We start from the raw sequence: 19742 nt of genomic DNA, 5'->3' as shown, positions 1-19742 counted from the left end.
CCCGCTACCCAGGGAGACGGCAGCCCATGTCGCATTCCAAGGATCTCGAGCCGCGCGCCACCACCGGTGCGCGACTGCTCGTCGATGCGTTGCTCGCCAATCACGTCGAACGCGTGTTCTGCGTGCCGGGCGAGAGCTTCCTCGCCGTGCTCGATGCGCTCGCGGACGACACCGCCCGCATCCAGACGGTCGTCTGCCGCCACGAGGCGGCCGCCGCGAACATGGCCGAAGCGGTCGGCAAGTTGACCGGCCGCCCCGGCATCGCGTTCGTCACGCGCGGGCCCGGCGCGACCCATGCGTCGATCGGCGTGCACACCGCGTTCCAGGATTCGACGCCGATGATCCTGTTCGTCGGCCAGTGCGCACGCGAACACCTCGACCGCGAAGCGTTCCAGGAAATCGACTACCGCCGGATGTTCGGCCAGATGGCCAAATGGGTCACGCAGATCGACGACCCGCGCCGCATCCCCGAATATCTGAGCCATGCGTTCCACGTCGCGACGTCCGGCCGGCCCGGCCCGGTCGTGCTTGCGCTACCGGAGGACGTGCTGTCCGACGCGTGCGCGCCGCAGCCCGTCGTGCCGGCCGCGAAACGCATCGCGGCCGCGCCGTCGGCCGCGCAGCTCGACGAAGTGCGCGAGCGGCTCGCGCGCGCGGAGCGGCCGTTCGCGATCGTCGGCGGCAGCGGCTGGACGCCGGATGCCTGCGCGAACCTGCGCACCTTCGTCGAACGCTGGCAATTGCCGATCGCGTGCGCGTTCCGCTTCCAGGACACTATCGACAACGCGCACCCGAACTACGCGGGCGACGTCGGGCTCGGGATCAACCCGGCGCTCGCGAAACGCATCCGCGACGCCGACCTGCTGCTCGTGATCGGGCCGCGCCTCGGCGAAGCGACGACCGGCGGCTACACGCTGCTCGACATCCCGAAAACGCGCCAGACGCTGATCCACGTGCATCAGGGCGCGGACGAGCTCGGCCGCGTGTATGCCGCCGACCTGCCGATCGTGTCGGGCATGCCCGAGATCGCCGCGCCGCTGGCCGCGCTCGACCCGCCCGAGCGGCCCGCATGGGCCGGCTCGGCCGCCGACGCGCATCGCGCGTACCGCGAATGGCATGCGCCGCTGCCAATGCCCGGCGACGTGCAGCTCGGCGACGTGATGGTGCAGTTGCGCGAGCGCCTGCCGCACGACGCGATCCTGACCAACGGCGCGGGCAACTATGCGATCTGGCTGCATCGCCACTTCGCGTACCGGCACTTCCGTTCGCAGCTCGCGCCGACGAGCGGCGCGATGGGCTACGGGCTGCCGGCCGCGCTCGCCGCGAAGTCGCTGTACCCGGAGCGCGCCGTCGTCGCGCTCGCCGGCGACGGCTGCTTCATGATGGCCGGCAACGAGCTCGCCACCGCGATGCAATACGGGCTGAACATCGTCGCGATCGTCGTCAACAACGGCCATTTCGGCACGATCCGCATGCATCAGGAGCGCAACTATCCGGGCCGCGTGCATGGCACGGGGCTCACGAATCCGGATTTCGCCGCGTATGCGCGTGCGTTCGGCGCGCATGGCGAGACGGTCGAGCGCACCGCCGATTTCGCGCCCGCGCTCGAACGCGCGCTGACCTGCGGGCGGCCCGCGGTGATCGAGATCCGCATCCCGCAGGACGCCAGCACGCCCGCCGCGACGCTCGAACAGATCCGCGAGCAGGGCCGCCGCGCGCGCGGCGCATGACGACGGTGGACATGCGCGCCGCGCTGCCCGTCGCCGCACTGTCGCACGACGACGCGCTGGCCTGCCCCGGCACGCTGCTCGCGCCCGACGGCACGCTCGTCGCGCCGTACGACCTCGAATACGGCGACGTGCGCGCCGAAGGCTACGCGGCGGCCGCGCCAGCGCTTGGCCTGCTGCACGCCGCGCACCGGCCGTTCCGGCTCGATTACGGCGATGCGCGGCACGTGCACGTGATCAACGGGATGGGCGTCACGCTCGGCGATTCGGTGATCGGGCTGACGGCCGTCGCCGCGCTGCGTGCGGCCCATGCGCACCTGCGCTTCACGCTGTACCGGCCGGCGCGCGCGCCGCGCTATGTCGATGCGCTGTATGCGCTCGCGGCCGACGTCGTCGCGCCGTCGCGCGCATTGCCGTGCCCCGCCGAAGCGCTACGCGCCGACGCGCACTGCATCGACGTCGGCAATCACCTGTACTGGCCCGCGTTCGCGCGGCTGCCGATGATCGATTTCTTCCTCGATGCGCTCGGCGTCGATCCGGCCGCCGTGCCGGCTGCCGCGAAGCGCAACCGCTGGCTCGCGCGGCTATCGCTGCCCGCGCTGCCGGCCGAGTGGCAGCGGCCGTACGTGCTGTTCTGCCCGACTGCGAGCACTGCGGTGCGCAGCGTGCCGCCCGCGCTGCGCGTCGCCTTCGTGGAACAACTCGCGCGGCGGTACGGGCTGCCGGTGGTGGGATTCGGCCCGCTCGCGCATCCCGCTTACGTGGATATGAGCGGCGACGCGACCGACACCGCGCGCTTCATCGCGTGGGTCAAGGGCGCGAGCCTGCTGTTCGCGCCGGACACGGCCGCCGTGCATCTCGCCGACGGTTTCGACGTGCCGACGCTCGCGTGCTTCACGACGATCGGGCCGGCGCTGCGCGTGCGCGACTATCCGCATTGCGTGCCGGTCACGCTCGACGTGCCGGCCGAATTGCACGGGCTGCATCGCAGCGAGCGGCCGGAGGATCTGGCGGCGGTCGAAGCCGCGTACCGCGTGGTCGACTGGGATGCGCTGGCGTGGCCCGCACCGCGCGACGGGGCAGCGCCGGCCATCTGAGCGAAGCGGCGCGAGGCGAGCGCGACGATCGAACCGGCGGCAGCATGCGCACCGCACCGGCGCCGCTTCGGCTGCCCGCCTGATCCCGTCGGATTCGCACCGGCCACTCGGGCGAAGCCGGCACGGCGGCAAGCGGAACGGTCGAACCGCCAGCGCCGCGCCGGCCGCCCGGCTCGCCGCGCCCCTCACGCGCGATCGCGCAGCGTCTCCGACGGCCGCTTGCCGAACAGGCGCCGGTAATCGGTCGCGAACTGGCTCAGATGCCAGAAGCCCCACGCCTCCGCGACGTCCTGAACCGAGCCGGCCGCGCGCCCGCACAGGTCGCGCCGCGCGCCGTTCAGCCGCAGCGTGCGCAGGTAGGTCGCGGGCGCCATCCCGAGCACGTCCTGGAAGCAGTACTGCAGCGTGCGCCGGCTCACGTGCAACTGTTCGCACAGCTCGGGCACGCCGACCGGCCGCGTGCGGTGCGCGAGCACGTAATCGCGCGCCTGGTCGACGATCCAGCGGCGCGTCGACGGCGCGGCGCCGCTGCCATCGTCCGCCGGTTGCGCGCACGCATCGAACAGCGCGGCCAGCACTTCGGCCTGCAGGTCGTCACGCTGCGCATCGGGCAGCGGGCCGGCCATCGCCACCGCGCCGTCGAGCCGGCGGCCAAGCAGCGCGCACAGGCGTGCGAGCCGCGCGTCGCCGACCTGCATCACGCGCTGCGTGAACAGCCGCTCGTCGAGCGCGCGGTGCTCGACTTCCTCCGCGTAGCGGCGCAGCACGTCGCCGCGCACGACGACGCCGTAGATCGAGAACTGCGCGGGCGTCACGAGTTCGAATTCGACGTTGCCGGGCCGGAACGCGAGTGCGCCGGGGCCGATCCGGCATGCATCGACGCGCGCCGAGCCGTCGCACACGAGCGGGATGCCGAACCAGTAAGCGTCGCCGCGCACTTCGCACGCCTGGCGCAGCAGATGGCTGGTCGACTCGCGAAACAGCTTCATCGTGTCGAGCGGCAGCTCGGTCAGCGTGCCGACGAAGCGGCCGGCCGCGAGCTGGTCGTAGGTCTGCCGCCAGCCGATCAGGTTGCGCGCCTGCTCGTCCGCATCGTGCGCGACGCTGACGACGGCCTGCCCGGCGAACGCGTCGTCACCCAGCGCGCTGCGCCGCGTGTCCTCGGCGGTCGGTTCTTCCGTATACGCCACGTGTTGATTCATCGTGTCCTCCCTCACCTGCGCGGAACCCTGCGTATCACGCAAGTCCCGTGCCGAACCGCACGGCCGGGCGCGCAACCCGCCATTGCACGCCCGTCCGGCCGATGCACGCCATGCGGGCGCACCCGAAGGCGGCATGCCGCGCACGCGGCCGGTGCGATCCGCGCGGCGACCGCGCATGCGCGCCGCCGCGCGTGCCCGAGGCCGGCTACCGGCCCGGCTTCAGCCGCACGACCCGCGTGCCGCAATTGCCGTAGGCCTGCGCGATCGCCAGTTCGACGATCGCGCTGCCTGCCGCCCACGGCGCCGCGTCCGCTTCGGGCAGATCGGCGCGCAGCGTGGCGCGACCGTTGATCCGATAGCGCAGGCCGCGCACGAAATCGACGAACAGCAATCCGACGCCCCGGCCGTCGCAGGCGGCCGCGTCGATCCGGCCGCCGTCGCCGTCATGCGCGGCCGGCAACGCGAACCGCAGCGTCTTCGTATCGATCACGCGCACCACCGGCAGCAGATCGCCATTCGCGTCGCGCCGGCTCCGCACGATGTCGCAGGTCATCGATGCGCCGGCGCCGGAGGCCATGCCGACGAACATGAACGGTTGCGATTCGACGAACTGCCGCACGCCGACGCTCAATCGGGTGGTCACGACGTCGCTCATCCGCTCGGCTTCGTCGGCGACGCCGAAGCGGTGTTGCGCGTCGAGTTCGCCCGGGTGGAAGACCGGGTGACGCGGAAAGGATCGGGGCAGGTCTGCCATGCCGGGCCGGGGGTCGTCGCACACATTGGCGCGCCGTGCCGCCACGCGTGCGCGGCGGCCGGCAGCGTTGCCGGCGCCGGCTGCGCAACAAAGCGCGTCCGGCGCCGGCTGTCGAACAGGAAAATCGAACCGCGCGACGTGCCGGGCCCGACCGGCCCCGACACGTCGCCACGGCTTCGGCGATCAGAAGAACCCGAGCGCCTCGGCCTGGTAGCTGACCAGCAGGCATTTCGTCTGCTGATAGTTCGACAGCGCCATCTTGTGCGTCTCGCGGCCGATGCCCGACTGCTTATAGCCGCCGAACGCCGCATGCGCGGGGTACAGGTGGTAGCAGTTGGTCCACACGCGGCCGGCCTCGACCTCGCGGCCCATCCGGTACGCGCGCGTGCCGTTGCGCGTCCACACGCCCGCGCCGAGCCCGTAGAACGTGTCGTTCGCGAGTTCGATCGCTTCCTGCTCGTCCTTGAACGTCATCACCGACGCGACCGGCCCGAAGATCTCTTCCTGGAACACGCGCATCTTGTTGTTGCCGAGCAGCATCGTCGGCTTCACGTAGTAGCCCGTGCCGAGATCGGCGGCCGGCGCCGTACGCTCGCCGCCCGTCAGGCATTGCGCGCCTTCGCCGCGGCCGATGTCGATGTACGACAGGATCTTGTCGAGTTGCTGCTGCGACGCCTGCGCGCCGATCATCGTCTGCAGGTCGAGCGGGTGGCCGGACTTGATGCGCTCGACGCGCGCGACGGCCTTCTCGATAAAGCGTTCGTAGATCGATTCCTGGATCAGGATCCGCGACGGGCACGTGCACACTTCACCCTGGTTCAGCGCGAACATCGCGAGCCCTTCGAGCGCCTTGTCGAGGAACGCGTCGTCCTGGTCGAGCACGTCGGCGAAGAAGATGTTCGGGCTCTTGCCGCCCAGTTCGACCGTCGACGGGATCAGGCTTTCGGCGGCGGCGCGCAGCACGTGCTTGCCGACCGGCGTCGAGCCCGTGAACGCGATCTTCGCGATCCGCTTGCTGGTCGCGAGCGCTTCGCCCGCCTCCTTGCCGAAGCCGTTCACGATGTTGATCGTGCCGGCCGGGAACAGGTCGCCGATCAGCTCCATCAGCACGAGCACCGACGCGGGCGTCTGCTCGGCCGGCTTCATCACCACGCAGCAGCCGGCCGCGAGCGCCGGCGCGAGCTTCCACGCGGCCATCAGCAGCGGGAAGTTCCACGGGATGATCTGGCCGACCACGCCGAGCGGCTCGTGGAAGTGGTACGCGACGGTGTTGTCGTCGATCTCGGAGATGCCGCCTTCCTGCGCGCGGATGCAGCCCGCGAAGTAGCGGAAGTGGTCGATCGCGAGCGGCAGGTCGGCCGCCATCGTCTCGCGCAGCGGCTTGCCGTTGTCGATCGTCTCGGCCACGGCCAGCAGCTTCAGGTTCTTTTCCATCCGGTCGGCGGCGGCGAGCAGCAGATTCGCGCGCTCGGCAACCGACGTCTTGCCCCACTTGCGGCGCGCGGCATGCGCGGCGTCGAGCGCCAGCTCGATATCGTCGGCGCCCGAGCGCGGGATGCGGCAGAACGGCTGGCCGTTGATCGGCGACACGTTCTCGAAATACTCGCCCTTCACCGGCGCCACCCACTTGCCGCCGATGTAGTTGTCGTATTGCTGACGGTACGGGTATTCGACGTCGAGGCCCAGTTGTTTCAGGTCAAACGGGTTCATACATGTCTCCTGTTCATCGTGCTTGTGTGAGTAGAGCGCCGGTTGGAATGCGCTGGTCCCGCTCATGCAACATGCGTGCCAAACGGAACGGGCGGCAACGGGCGCACGTCGATCGCGGCCGGCACGGGTTCGCACCGTGCGGTGTTCATGCCCGCAACACGGCCGGTGTACCGATTCTGAACACCGCGATTGCGCAGCGAGGGGGCCGGTGTTCGGAATTTCCACAGTGCGCGGCGATGCGCTGCCCGCGCACGCGCGTCGTGCCGTGTGGCATGTCGCTTGCGTGCCCGTTGCGGATCCACACGCCACGGCGCACGCGCCGACCGACACCATGACCGATCGCGGCCCGCTGACCGACGACGCCATCGCCTTCATCCGCGAGCAGGTTTTCCTGATCGTCGCGACCGCCGATGCGGCCGGCAACGCCGACTGTTCGTACCGCGGCCGCCAGCCGCGCGCCGACGGCTCGTTCACGCCGCTCGTCGATATCCCGGACCGCCGCACGCTGGTGCTGCCCGACTTCGCGGGCAACAACCTGCTCAACACGATCGGCAACCTGCTCGTGAATCCGGCCATCGCGCTGCTGTTCGTCGATTTCGTGCGGCAGACGACCTGGCTCGTGCAGGGCCGCGCGACGCTCGACGAGGATGCGCAAGCGCGCGCGCACCTGTGGCCGGATGCGTTGCGCTATCTGGTGATCGAGGTGGAATGCGCAGAGGCGCGCGCGGATGCGGGGCTGCCGCCGCTCGTGCTGGCGTGACGCGCGACGGGTGAGGCTTTAATGAACGGACGACGCGGGCGCGGCGGCTGCGTGGTCCGGAAAGCCGATGTGCCGATGTGCCGATGTGCCGGGATGCCGGGATGCCGAAGCGCCGATGCTCCGCCGCAGCGCAACGCTCAACGCCCGTGCGTCTCCACACACGCCGGTTCGCTCCTGCTGCGCGTCGACGCATCGGCCCGTGCGTGACCGTCCGCCTCGTCGCCCGCTTCGCCGACAACCGGCCGCCCGCCGAGAAACCCGAACACCACCACCGCGCACAGCACCGTGACGACGGCCAGCGCGGTCAGCAGCCGGTCGAACGCGTGCGCGTAGCTCGCGATCAACGCCGCACGGCCGACACCCGGCAACGCGGCAGCCGCGCCCGCGAGATCGCCGGTCGCGAGCCGCGCGGCGGCCCGCAGCGTCGCGTCCGGCGTGCCGGCAGCCCCTGCCGCGTGCGCGAGCCCCGCTTGCGCGAGCGCGGCCAGCACCGCGCCGACGATCGCCAGCGCGATCCCCTCGCCGGCCACGCGCGTCGTGCTGAAAATGCCCGTGGCCATCCCCGCGCGCTCCTTCGGCACGACGCTCACCGACAGCCCGTCCATCAACCCCCACGGCATGCCGGCGCCGATGCCGATCGCGAGCATCGGCGCGATCGCCGCCGGCCCCGCGCCGCCGCGCAGCGCGATGCCGAGCCACACGAGCCCCGCCGCGGCGACCAGCAGCCCGAGCCCGGAAATCACGCCGGCCGACAGCCGGCGCGTGAGCGTCGCGGCGACGAGCGGCACGACCAGCATCGGCGCGGAGATCGCGAGCATCAGCCAGCCGGCGTCGATCTCGCTGAAGCCGTCGATACCGATGAAGCGCAGCGGCAGCACGACGAGCAGCACGATGTAGCAGCAGCAGGTCGACACCGGCAGCACCTGCACGCCGACGAAGCGCGCGATGCGGAACAGCGACAGGTCGAGCATCGGCCGCGCGACGCGCGTCTCGATCGTCACGAACGCGCACGCGCCGAGCGCCGCGCCGGCCAGCAGCGCGATCACGAGCGGGCTCGACCAGCCGCGCGCGGGCGCCTCGATCACGCCGAACGTGAACAGCGTCAGCGCGGCCGTGAACGCGATCGTGCCGGGCCAGTCGAGCCCCGTCGCGTGCGGATCGCGCGATTCGTGCATGCGCGGCAGCCCGAACGCGAGCGACAGCACGCCGGCCACCGCGCTCGTCACGAAGATCGCGCGCCAGCCGTAATGCCCGATCAGCCCGCCGGCGAGCACGGGCCCGAATGCGAGCCCGATCCCGAACGTCGTGCCGAGCAGGCTGAATGCACGCGTGCGCGCCGCGCCGTCGAATTCCTGCGCGAGCGCGGCCGTGCCGCCGGCGAGCGCCGCGGCCGCCGCGAGCCCTTGCGCGGCGCGCAGCAGGTCGACCGCGAGGATCGACGGCGCGAACGCGAGCGCGACCGACATCAGCGTGAAGCCGCCGACGCCGATCGCGAACAGGCGCTTGCGGCCGAACTGGTCGGCCAGCGCGCCCGACGCCATCAGGAAGCTGCCGAACGCGAGCATGAATGCGTTGGTGATCCAGTTCATCGCGACCGGGCTGCCGTGCAGGTCGCGGCCGATCGCCGGCGTCGCGACCGCGCCGCCCGAAAACGACAGCGGCAGCGCGACCGCGGCCATGCAGACGGCGGCCAGCACCCAGGCGCGCCGGCGCGCCGCGTGGGCCGAAACGGCTGAAACAGGGTGATCCATCATCGCTCCTCGAAAAAGCCGGCGCGGATGCGCCCTCAGAGCGACAGAAGATAAATCGGATTCAATTCGCGAAAAACCACGCGAAGCTCCGCATATAACGGACTAGAATTCCGCAATCGCGCCAACTACCGTGCGTTGCCCCGCACACCGTTCGATTCGATGGAAAACCTCACCGGCATTGTCGCGTTCGTCCGTGCCGCCGAAGCGCTGAGCTTCGTCGCGGCCGGCCGTGCGCTCGGCATTTCGGCGTCCGCCGTCGGCAAGACGATCGCGAAACTCGAGCAGTCGCTCGGCGTGCGCCTGTTCAACCGCACGACGCGGCGCGTGACGCTCACCGACGAGGGGCGGCATTTCTACGAGCGCTGCCAGCGGATCCTCGAGGATTTCCGCGACGCGGAGGCAACCGTCACGGCGTCCGCGCAGCGCCCGCGCGGCAAGCTGCGCGTGAGCCTGCCGGTGATCGGCTACCGCTTCCTGCTGCCGGTGCTGCCCGAGTTCCGGCAGCGCTATCCGGACGTCGAGCTCGATCTCGATTTCAACGACCGGATGGTCGACGTCGTCGAAGGCGGCTTCGACGCGGTGATCCGCAGCGGCCCGCTGTCCGATTCGAGCCTGATGTCGCGGCGGCTCGGCCCGTTCGCGTTCGTGCTGTGCGCGACGCCCGCGTATCTCGCGCGGGCCGGCACGCCGCGCACGCCGCGCGAGCTCGAAGCGCACGACTGCGTGCGCTACTGCTTCCCGACCACCGGCAAGCTGCAGGACTGGGCGCTCGCGGCCGACGACGGCACGCCGCTCACGCTGCGCACCGCGATGACCTGCAACAACATGGAGGCGCTGCGCGGCGCCGTGCTCGCGGGGCTCGGCATCGGCTACATGCCCGACTTCCTCGCGCGCGACGCGCTCGAACACGGCGCGCTCGTCACCGTGCTCGACGACTACCGGATCGCGCCGGGGCAGTTCTCGATCGTGTGGCCGTCGAGCCGGCAGTTGTCGCCGAAGCTGCGCGTGTTCGTCGATTTCCTGTGCGAGCGGCTGTTCAGGTAGTCGCGCCGATCCGCTCCGCTTGCGCCGGCGGCAGCAGCGCGTCGCTGTCGTCCTTCAGCCCGACGCCCGTCAGCCCGAGGCGGCGCGCATGCGTCATCAGGTAATGCAGCTTGTGCGCGGCGGCCGCATGCGGCAGCCCTTCGGGCCGCACGTTCGAGATGCAGTTGCGCAGCGCGTCGTGACAGCCGACCTTCGGCGCCCACGTCAGGTACACGCCGAGGCTGTCCGGCGAGCTGAGCCCCGGCCGTTCGCCGATCAGCATTGCGACCACCTTCGCGCGCAGCAGCTCGCCGATCTCGTCGCCGAGCGCGACGCGCGCCTGCGTCGCGACCACCACCGGGCCGATCCGCCAGCCGTCCGCGTCGAGCTTCGGCCGCACGGCCTGCAACAGCGGCAGCGCCTGCTTCGCGGCCGCGAACGCCGACAGCCCGTCGCCGACCACGAACACGACATCGGGCGCGTCGTCGAGCGCGGCCCCGTAGCCGGCCAGCAGCCCGCGGCTGTCGTCCGACAGTTTGCGGCCGAGATCGGGCCGGCGCAGGTAGTGGTCGCGGTCGGGCGCGGCGCTCTGCACGCGCAGCGTCGGCAGCATGCCGGCCGCCTCGATCTCGCGCCGCAGCGCGTCCGCGTCGAGCGGCTGATGCACCGCGTCGCGCGCCTGCGCATGCGACAGGTTGAAGGCCAGCAGCGGCGCGGTCGGCAGGCTGTTGCCCGCGCGGCCGAGCGCGATCCGCGCGTTCGTGAACGACTTCAGCTGCGCCCACGGATTCTTCTCGACGGCGTCGCTCATGCGGAAATCCCCATCCAGTCGTTCGCGCCCGCGAGCAGCGGCACGCGTGCCGACGCCGCGCGCAGCGCGCCGTGCGCGTCGGCGATCTCCATCGTCTCCAGCCATTCCTCGAATTCCGGCGCGCGGCGCAGGCCGAGCACCTCGCGCACGTACAGCTGATCGTGGAACGACGTGCTCTGGTAGTTCAGCATCACGTCGTCCGCGCCCGGAATCCCCATGATGAAGTTGATGCCGGCCGCCCCCAGCAGCGTCAGCAGCGTGTCCATGTCGTCCTGGTCGGCTTCCGCGTGGTTCGTGTAGCAGATGTCGCAGCCCATCGGCACGCCGAGCAGCTTGCCGCAGAAGTGATCCTCGAGCCCCGCGCGGATGATCTGCTTGCCGTCGTACAGGTATTCGGGCCCGATGAAGCCGACCACCGTGTTCACGAGGAACGGCTCGAACTTGCGCGCGACCCCGTACGCGCGCACTTCGCAGGTCTGCTGGTCGACGCCGAAATGCGCGTTCGCCGACAGCGCGCTGCCCTGGCCCGTCTCGAAATACATCAGGTTGTCGCCCACCGTGCCGCGCTTGAGCGCCAACGCGGCCTCGCGCGCCTCGGCGAGCAGCGCGAGCGAGATCCCGAAGCTCGCGTTCGCCTTCTCGGTGCCCGCGATCGACTGGAACACGAGATCGACCGGCGCGCCCTTCTCGATCGCCGCGATCGTGTTGGTCACGTGGGTGAGCACGCACGACTGCGTCGGCACGCCGTAGCGCTCGCGGAAGCCGTCGATCATCGCGAGCAGCTTCACGATCGCCGCGAGGCTGTCGGTGGCCGGGTTGATGCCGATCATCGCGTCGCCGCAGCCGTACATCAGCCCGTCGAGCATCGACGCGGCGATCCCCTTCACGTCGTCGGTCGGATGGTTCGGCTGCAGCCGCACCGACATCCGGCCGGCCAGCCCGACCGTGTTGCGAAAGCGGGTGACGACGCGGCGCTTCCTCGCGGCCGCGATCAGGTCCTGGTTGCGCATCAGCTTCGACACGGCCGCGACCATCTCGGGCGTGAGCCCCGGCGCGATCCGTTCGAGCGCCGCGCCGTCGGCCGCGGGCGACAGCAGCCAGTTGCGGAAATCGCCGACGGTGAGGTGCGAGATTTCGGCGAACGCGTGCGCGTCGTGATCGTCGATGATGAGCCGCGTGACCTCGTCGTCTTCATACGGGATCACCGCGTCGTTCAGGAACGCCTTCAGCGGCACGCCCGCGAGCGCGATCTTCGCGGCGACGCGCTCCTCCTCGCTCGCCGCCGCGACGCCGGCGAGCTGATCGCCGGAACGCAGCGGGCTCGCCTTCGCGAGCAGCGTCTTCAGGTCCGCGAAGCGGTACGTGCGCGGACCGATCGTCTCCGTATAGGACATCGTTCGAATCTCCTTGCCAAAAGCCGACGGCGCGCCCGTTCGACGGGGCGCGCCGGATGCCGTCAGGAACGGCCTTTCACGTTCATCGTCGTCACCGCGCTCACTCCTCCAGCAGCGCGTCGCCGGGCGCGCTCGCGCGCTGCGAACGGGTCGCGAGGAAGTACGCGTAGCCGACCGCGAGGAAGCCGACGAACACCAGCGCGACCAGCCCGTTGAAAACCACCATCGTACCGAGGCAGACGAGCGCGGCCAGGATCGCGAAGGCCGGGAAGATCGGATACAGCGGCGCGCGGAACGGCCGCTCCAGGTTCGGCTGCGAGCGGCGCAGCTTGAACAGCGCCGCCATGCTCACGATATACATCACGATCGCACCGAATACCGACATCGTCACGATATTCGCGGTGAGCGTCTGCCCGCCGAACTGGATCAGCTCGTCGCTGTAGATCGCGGCAATCCCGACCACACCGCCCGCGAGAATCGCGCGATGCGGGGTCTTGAAGCGCGGATGCACCTTCCCGAGCCATTCGGGCAGATAGCCTTCGCGGGCCAGCGCGAAGATCTGGCGCGAATAGCCGAGGATGATCCCGTGGAACGACGCGACGAGCCCGAACAGCCCCAGCCACACGAGCATGTGCATCCAGCCGCTGTTCGCGCCGACGATGTACTTCATCGCCTGCGGCAGCGGATCGTTGATGTTCGCGAGCTTGGTCCAGTCGCCCGCGCCGCCGGCGAACACCATCACGCCGATCGCGAGCGCGACGAGGGTCAGGATCCCGGCCACGTAGGCGATCGGAATCGAGCGCTTCGGATTCTTCGCTTCCTCGGCGGCCATCGCGACGCCCTCGATCGCGAGGAAGAACCAGATCGCGAACGGAATCGCCGCGAACATCCCGTGGAATGCGCCCACGCTGAAGTGATCGGCGCCCGACCAGCCGCCCTTCGTGAAGTTGCTCCACGAGAAGCCCGGCGACACGACGCCCATGAACACCAGCAGCTCGAAGATCGCGAGCAGCGTGACGACGAGCTCGAAGGTCGCCGCGATCTGCACGCCGACGATGTTCAGCGCCATGAACACGAGATACGCGCCCATCGCCGCGTGTTTCGGTTCGAGCCCCGGAAACTGCACGTGCAGGTACGCGCCGATCGCGAGCGCGATCGCGGGCGGCGCGAACACGAACTCGACGAGCGTCGCCGCGCCGGCCAGATAGCCGCCGGTCGGGCCGAACGCGCGGCGCGCATACGCGAACGGGCCGCCCGCATGCGGGATCGACGTCGTCAGCTCGGTGAAACTGAAGATGAAGGTGGTGTACATCGCCGCGACGAACAGCGCGGTGATCACGAAACCCAGCGTGCCGGCGCTCGCCCAGCCGTAGCTCCAGCCGAAGTATTCGCCGGAAATCACCAGGCCGACCGCGATGCCCCACAGTTGCCAGGTCCCGAGCGTCTGCTGCAGCGCGGGCTGGCCGGCGGACTTGGCGCCGGCGGCGGGCCGGCCATTCGACTCTGCTTTCATCGGACTCTCTCCTCAAAGGCGCCGGCCTGCGGGCCCGCGCGACTGAGAATCGATGCTAGAGAGTCATTAAACGACGTGTTATCGAAATTCGGCAAAGATCGCGGCTGACATTTCGCTTGCGGAAATGCTTGCGGACACGCTGGCGGTACCGCTCGCGGCAACCTCGGCCGCGCGCGTTGCCACGCCGATCCGGCCCGCGCGATGCGGGCCGGATCGGCCATGCCGGCCGGCGTTACTGGCCGCCGCCGCGCTGATTGAACCAGCGGTCGAGCAGCTTGCCGGCCGCTTCCCGGCCGCCGAGGCCGAACGACAGCGCGACGGCCACCGCGATCGCGCCGAGCACGAGGCCGAACGCGAGCTGGACGATTTCGTTCGCGATGCCCATCGCGCGCAGCCCCATCGCGAACACGAGACCGAGGATCGCGAATTGCGCGATGCGCGCGAACAGCACGCTGTGCTCGCGGTCGGCCTGCTCGATCACGCGGCGCGCGAGGCCCGCGAGCCACACGCCGATCACGAGGATCACGCCGCCCATCAGCACGTGGCCGCCGAATTCGATGAACAGCGTGACGACGTCGCGCACCTGCGTGAAGCCGAGCCGGTTCGCGGCCTCGACCGACGCGAACAGCATCGCGAAGAACACGATCAGCCGCGCGACCAGCACCGACGGCTGCAGGATGCCCGAGAACACGCGCTCGACACCGAGCACGGCCGGCAGCCCGTCGACGCCGGCGGCTTCCAGCAGCTTCTGCGCGAGCGACGCGACGAAGCGCGCGAAGTAGAACGTGACGAGCACGATCACGATCGCCGCGACGATGTCCGGCACCGCGCCGAGGAACTGGTTCAGCATGTTGGTCGCGGGGATCGAGATCGCGTCGATCTTCAGCGCGTCGAGCGCGGAGATCAGCGTCGGCACGAACACGAACACGTAGACGATCGTGCCGACCAGGCTCGACACGCGCACCGGCGTCGGGCTGTCGATGCCTTGCGTGAGGCGATCGGCGCCGGCGGCGACCAGCAGGTTCGTCACGAGGCCGCGCAGCACGCGCGCGACGATCCAGCCGACGAAGCCGATCGCCGCGGCGGCAAAGATGTTCGGCACGATCGCGAGCAGCTTGTCGACCATCCCCTGCACCGGCGAGAGCAGGCCCGACAGCGCGAACGACGCGAGGATCGCCGGCAGGAACATCAGGATCACGAGCCAGAACAGCACGTCGCCGAGATAGCCGCTCATCGGCTGCATGCCGGCGCTTTCGGACAGCGTGGCGTCGACCTTGCTCGCCTTCAGCGCGCGGTTCGCGAGGCTGCGCAGCAGCGACGCGATCAGCCACGCGATCAGCGTCAGCGCCGCGCCGCCGATCAGGTTCGGCAGGTAGTTGACGATGTGCGTGACGAGCAGCGAGAACGGATTGGAGACCGCGTACAGGTTGAGCACGTTGAAGATGCCCACCGCGGTGACGAGCAGCACGAGCCAGAACAGGCCGCTGGCGATGATGCGTTCGACGCACGCGCCCTGACCCGTGCTGTCGGTAATCCGCTGATCGACCTTCAGCGCGTTGAGCAGCCGGAGCGCGCCGGCCCGCACCGCGACGGCGATCAGCCAGCCGATCACCAGGATGCCGATCGCGCCGGCGATCTTGGGCAGGTATCCGCCTAGCGTGGCCTGCAGCGACGTGATGAAGCTGGAAGCATCCATTTCTTCTTCTCCCGAAAACGTGGTGTGACGATTGAACATCGACGAACGACCTGCGTAATTCGAAAAGCATGCTGCCCCGTCCGAGCAACTTACCCGAGAAAAATGACGCGTTCACCCGATTTCACCGTCTTTAACTTTAGTCGGTGATCCCGGAGGGGCAAGACCCTATTTCGTCGGGAATCAAAAAGGGGCGAATCGTTGGGTGTCCGACATTTCCGCAAGATTTGTCCATTCGGCCCGTGCTACCGTGGCGTCGGTTCCAGCCCGGACACGCCGATGACCCCAGCCGACACCAAAACCGATCCGCCCGCGTGGGTGCGCTATGCGGGAAGCGTGGCGCGCGTCCATGCATACATCGGCGCGCATCTCGACGGCCCGCTCGACCTGAACCGGCTCGCCGAAATCGCGTGCCTGTCGCCGTATCACTGGCAGCGCGTCTACCGCGCGCTGTACGGCGAATCGATCGTGCTGACGGTGCGACGCATGCGGATCGTGCGGGCATCCGAGGATCTGGTCTGCACCACGCGGCCGCTCGACGAGATCGCGCGGCGCGCGGGCTACGGTTCGACGCACGCGTTCGCACGGGCGTTTCGCGACGCGTACGGCGTGCTGCCCGCGCAGCATCGGCGCACGGGCACCCACCGGCCGATTTATCCACTACAGAGAGGCGAGGCAGACATGTTCAAGCACGAGGTCGAGATCCGGCGCCTGCCGGAACTGCGTGGCTACGCGGTGGCGCACACTGGCGCGTACATGAAGGTCGGCGATGCGTTCGGGCAGATCGGCGCGTGGGTCGGGCAGCACGGGCTGATCGGCCCGGGCGCGAAGATGATCGGGATCTTCTACGACGATCCGGACACGACGCCTGAAGCGCAATTGCGCGCGAAAGCGTGCGTCATGCCGGCCGACGGCGCGCCGGACGTCGCGCCCGTGCCGCCGGTCGAGCGTGCGACGATCGCGGGCGGTGAATACGCGGTGCTGTTGCATACGGGGCCGTATGCGGACCTGAATACGGCCTACCAGTGGCTCTACGGCGACTGGCTGCGTCACTCGGGCCGCGAAGCCGCCGACGCGCCGCCGTTCGAGTTGTACCTCAATACGCCGATGGATACGGCGCCGGCCGACCTGCGCACCGAAATTCACCTGCCGCTTCGCTGAGCGACGGATACGTCGTGGCGCCGTGTATCTGAACGGACCGCGACGATATTGCGGTGCGAGCATGCCCGGGACGACATCGGGCATGCCGGTGCGCCGGCTGTCGAACGAAGCGCGCCGGCCTGTGCGTATGCTCGGCCGGCGCGAACGTGCGGATAGCTTCAGGCAGCCTGCGTCCCGCAGCCGGGACAGAAGCGCGCGTCGGCCGCCAGCGCCGCGTGACAGCGGCTGCAGGCGCTGCCGCGTTGCGCCGCGCCGCACTGCGTGCAGAAGCGAGCATCGGCTGCATTGAGTGCGCCGCAGCCCGCGCAGGCGAGCTGGCTCAGCGGCATGTTGCCGTCGTGGCCGCGTTGCCCGTTGCCGGCATCGGCCGCCTGCCAGCCCCAGCCCCAGCCGTGGCGGTCGCGGCCGCGCGCATCGTGGCCGCCGTGCCCGCCCTGGCGCGCGCCGCCGTGATGCGCGCCGCCGTGGCCCCCGTTTCCGCTATTGCCGTTGCCGTGCCCGCTGCCATGACCACCGCCGTGGCCGCCAAGAATCCGCTTCAGAAAATTCATCGTCCGCGCCTCAACGCGTGGCCCGGGCGTCGCCGAACGCCCCGGAGGACGACAGCAGCCGCAAGCCGTTCGCCACGACGATCAGGCTCGCGCCCGCGTCGGCGAAGACCGCCATCCACATCGTGCCGAGCCCCGCGACCGTGAGGCCGAGGAAGACGACCTTCACGCCGAGCGCGAAGCCGATGTTCTGCACCAGCACGCGGTGCGTCGCGCGCGACAGCCGCACGAACGCGGGGATCTTGCGCAGGTCGTCGTCCATCAGCGCGACGTCGGCCGTCTCGATCGCGGTGTCGGTGCCCATCGCGCCCATCGCGAAGCCGATGTCGGCGCGCGCGAGCGCCGGCGCATCGTTGATCCCGTCGCCGACCATCCCGACCGCGCCCGCGCCGCCCGCCGACAGTTCCTCGACCGCCGCGAGCTTGTCTTCCGGCAACTGGTTGCCGCGCGCGTCGTCGATGCCGGCCTGCTGCGCGATCGCCAGCGCGGTATGCGGGTTGTCGCCCGTCAGCATCGCGGTGCGGATACCGAGCGCGTGCAGATCGGCAATCGCGTCACGGCTCGTGTCCTTGATCGTGTCGGCCACCGCGAAGATGCCGAGCACGCGCGTGGCGTCGACCAGCACGACGACACTCTTGCCCTGCCGCTCCAGCGCGTCGAGCTTCGCCTCGAGCGCCGTCGAGCAGCGCTCGAGTTCCTCGACGAGCCGGTGATTGCCGAGCCAGTAGCGCGTGCCGTCGATCGTGCCGCGCACGCCGCGCCCGACGATCGCTTCGAAGTCCTGTACGTCGGCGAATGCGGTCGTGCCGGCGTCGCGGGCCGCCGCGGCAATCGCCTGCGACACCGGGTGATCGGAGCGCGCCGCGAGGCTCGCGCCGAGGTGCCGCACGCGCGCCGCGTCGACGTCGTCCGCATGTACGTCGAAGTCGGTCTGCACCGGCTTGCCGTGCGTGATCGTGCCGGTCTTGTCGAGTGCGAGCCACGCGAGCTTGCGGCCTTCTTCCAGATAGACGCCGCCCTTCACGAGAATCCCGCGCCGCGCCGCGGCCGCGAGCCCCGACACGATCGTCACCGGCGTCGAGATCACCAGCGCGCACGGGCACGCGATCACGAGCAGCACGAGCGCGCGGTAGATCCAGTCGTGCCACGCGCCGCCCATCACGAGCGGCGGCGCCACCGCGACCAGCAGCGCGACCGCGAACACGATCGGCGTATAGACGCGCGCGAACTGGTCGACGAAGCGCTGCGTCGGCGCCTTCGCGCCCTGCGCTTCCTCGACCGCGTGGATGATTCGCGCGAGCGTCGAGTGGGCCGCGACGGCCGTCACGCGGTAGTCGAACGAACCCGACTCGTTGATCGTGCCCGCGTAGACGGCGTCGCCGGCGGTCTTGTCGACGGGCAGGCTCTCGCCGGTGATCGGCGCCTGGTTGACCGTCGAGCGGCCGGCGACGACTTCGCCGTCCAGCCCGATCCGCTCGCCCGGCTTCACGCGCACGACCGCGCCGAGCGCGACCTGCGCGGCCTCGATCGTGCGCCACGCGCCGTCGGCCTGCTGCACGGTCGCGGTGTCCGGCGCGAGCTGCATCAGCCCCTGGATCGCATTGCGCGCGCGATCGAGCGACTTCGCCTCGATCAGCTCGGCGATCGTGAACAGCACCATCACCATCGCGGCTTCCGGCCACTGGCCGATCGCCATCGCGCCCGTCACCGCGATGCTCATCAGCGCGTTGATGTTCAGGTTGCCGTTGCGGATCGCGATCCAGCCCTTCTTGTATGTGGTGAGCCCGCACGCGAGCACTGCGGCGAGCGCGAGCGCCGCGGACAGCCACACCGGCAGCCCGGCCCAGGTCGCACCTTCGGACGCGATCGCGGCGACGCCGGCGAGCGCCAGCGGCCACCACGGTTTCGCGGGCGGCGGCGCGATGGGCGCGGCCGTTGCGTCGGCCGACGCCGCTTCCGGCGTCATCCCGAGCGAGCGGATCGCGCTTTCGATCGCGGGTTGCGCGCCGGGCACGTGCTCGACGCTCAGCATCCGCTGCATCAGGTTGAATTCGAGCGCCGATACCTGCTCCATCCCGCCGAGCTTCTTGCGGATCAGCGTTTCCTCGGTCGGGCAGTCCATCTGCATGATCCGGAACGCGGAGCGCACGTGACCCGACGCGGTCGCCTGCGCGACCGGCAGCGGCGCGAGCGTCAGCGCGGCGGGTGCGCAGCAATCGCCGGCCGCGTGGTCGTGGTCGTGGTCGTGGTCGTGACCGGCATGGTCGTGCGCGGCGTGGTCGTGCGAACACGTGGCGCCATGCTGATGCGTATCGTCACGCGCCTCGTGGTGATCGTGGTCATGCCCCCTGTCGCCATGTGCAGCGTGATCGTGCCCGCGGCCATGATCGTGATCGTGTTCATGGCCGTGCGCGCGCTCGCCGGCCGCCGGCACCGCATCGGCCACGGTCGCCGTCTGCGTGTCGCGCGTATCCGCGCAGCACGCATCGGCGCCGCCGGCATGACGGTGTCGTGGGTCGTGGGGACGCTGGGCGTCGGTCATGACAACCTCCTTTGATGGCTTGACGGTGTAGAGTTAACACCCTGAAGCCACTACAA

General features: G+C 70.1%; 15 protein-coding genes. 5 read left to right on the top strand and 10 right to left on the bottom strand.

Annotated features, from left to right (window positions below; genetic code table 11):
• Positions 1–26 precede the first annotated feature (26 nt).
• Together CFB89_RS00610 and CFB89_RS00605 are read left to right on the top strand one after the other, a co-directional pair.
• Entirely contained in the window at positions 27–1730 is a 1704-nt protein-coding gene (locus CFB89_RS00610; protein ID WP_089466344.1) for a thiamine pyrophosphate-binding protein, read from the top strand.
• A complete protein-coding gene (locus CFB89_RS00605) occupies positions 1727–2824 on the top strand; it encodes an ADP-heptose--LPS heptosyltransferase (RefSeq protein ID WP_089466343.1) in 1098 nt (365 codons plus the stop codon). The genes CFB89_RS00610 and CFB89_RS00605 overlap by 4 nt, the downstream gene beginning before the upstream one ends.
• 185 nt (positions 2825–3009) lie before the next feature.
• Here the strand turns inward: CFB89_RS00605 and CFB89_RS00600 are convergent, their stop codons facing one another.
• The 3 genes from CFB89_RS00600 to CFB89_RS00590 form a co-directional block, all read right to left on the bottom strand.
• On the bottom strand, positions 3010–4026 hold the full coding sequence (locus tag CFB89_RS00600) for a helix-turn-helix domain-containing protein (RefSeq protein ID WP_089466342.1): 1017 nt from the start codon (positions 4024–4026) through the stop codon (positions 3010–3012).
• A 205-nt stretch (positions 4027–4231) separates the two neighbouring features.
• Positions 4232–4780, bottom strand: a complete 549-nt coding sequence (locus CFB89_RS00595; protein ID WP_089466341.1) for a hypothetical protein — start codon at positions 4778–4780, stop codon at positions 4232–4234.
• A 183-nt stretch (positions 4781–4963) separates the two neighbouring features.
• Entirely contained in the window at positions 4964–6490 is a 1527-nt protein-coding gene (locus tag CFB89_RS00590) for an aldehyde dehydrogenase family protein (protein WP_089466340.1), read from the bottom strand.
• A 331-nt stretch (positions 6491–6821) separates the two neighbouring features.
• Between CFB89_RS00590 and CFB89_RS00585 the strand changes: the two genes are divergently transcribed.
• Positions 6822–7250 carry a pyridoxamine 5'-phosphate oxidase family protein gene (locus tag CFB89_RS00585; protein ID WP_089466445.1) on the top strand — a complete coding sequence of 143 codons (429 nt, stop codon included), beginning with the start codon at positions 6822–6824 and terminating at the stop codon, positions 7248–7250.
• A 137-nt stretch (positions 7251–7387) separates the two neighbouring features.
• Here the strand turns inward: CFB89_RS00585 and CFB89_RS00580 are convergent, their stop codons facing one another.
• Entirely contained in the window at positions 7388–9001 is a 1614-nt protein-coding gene (locus CFB89_RS00580; protein ID WP_089466339.1) for an MFS transporter, read from the bottom strand.
• A gap of 159 nt (positions 9002–9160) precedes the next feature.
• Here CFB89_RS00580 and CFB89_RS00575 point away from each other — a divergent pair, with 159 nt between their 5' ends.
• Complete coding sequence (locus tag CFB89_RS00575) at positions 9161–10045, top strand: LysR family transcriptional regulator (protein WP_089466338.1); 885 nt, start codon at positions 9161–9163, stop codon at positions 10043–10045.
• On the opposite strand, the gene eutC is transcribed toward CFB89_RS00575, so the two are convergent.
• The 4 genes from eutC to CFB89_RS00555 form a co-directional block, all read right to left on the bottom strand.
• Entirely contained in the window at positions 10038–10835 is a 798-nt protein-coding gene (gene eutC, locus CFB89_RS00570) for an ethanolamine ammonia-lyase subunit EutC (protein ID WP_089466337.1), read from the bottom strand. The genes CFB89_RS00575 and eutC overlap by 8 nt on opposite strands.
• The gene (locus tag CFB89_RS00565) at positions 10832–12229 is read right to left on the bottom strand and encodes an ethanolamine ammonia-lyase subunit EutB (RefSeq protein ID WP_089466336.1); all 1398 of its coding nucleotides are present in this window, start codon (positions 12227–12229) and stop codon (positions 10832–10834) included. The genes eutC and CFB89_RS00565 overlap by 4 nt, the downstream gene beginning before the upstream one ends.
• A gap of 100 nt (positions 12230–12329) precedes the next feature.
• The gene (gene eat / locus CFB89_RS00560; RefSeq protein ID WP_089466335.1) at positions 12330–13742 is read right to left on the bottom strand and encodes an ethanolamine permease; all 1413 of its coding nucleotides are present in this window, start codon (positions 13740–13742) and stop codon (positions 12330–12332) included.
• A gap of 232 nt (positions 13743–13974) precedes the next feature.
• A complete protein-coding gene (locus tag CFB89_RS00555) occupies positions 13975–15438 on the bottom strand; it encodes a mechanosensitive ion channel (protein ID WP_089466334.1) in 1464 nt (487 codons plus the stop codon).
• A gap of 276 nt (positions 15439–15714) precedes the next feature.
• Between CFB89_RS00555 and CFB89_RS00550 the strand changes: the two genes are divergently transcribed.
• Positions 15715–16596 carry a GyrI-like domain-containing protein gene (locus tag CFB89_RS00550; protein ID WP_089466333.1) on the top strand — a complete coding sequence of 294 codons (882 nt, stop codon included), beginning with the start codon at positions 15715–15717 and terminating at the stop codon, positions 16594–16596.
• Positions 16597–16754: 158 nt separating this feature from the next.
• Here the strand turns inward: CFB89_RS00550 and CFB89_RS00545 are convergent, their stop codons facing one another.
• Both CFB89_RS00545 and CFB89_RS00540 read right to left on the bottom strand, forming a co-directional pair.
• A complete protein-coding gene (locus CFB89_RS00545) occupies positions 16755–17147 on the bottom strand; it encodes a zinc ribbon domain-containing protein (RefSeq protein ID WP_089466332.1) in 393 nt (130 codons plus the stop codon).
• Positions 17148–17157: 10 nt separating this feature from the next.
• A complete protein-coding gene (locus tag CFB89_RS00540) occupies positions 17158–19686 on the bottom strand; it encodes a heavy metal translocating P-type ATPase (RefSeq protein ID WP_089466331.1) in 2529 nt (842 codons plus the stop codon).
• Positions 19687–19742: the final 56 nt, after the last annotated feature.

The sequence above is a fragment of the Burkholderia sp. AU16741 genome, from assembly GCF_002223345.1.
GTDB classification, from domain to species: Bacteria; Pseudomonadota; Gammaproteobacteria; order Burkholderiales; family Burkholderiaceae; genus Burkholderia; species Burkholderia sola.
This window is presented reverse-complemented; position numbering and strand designations above follow the sequence as displayed.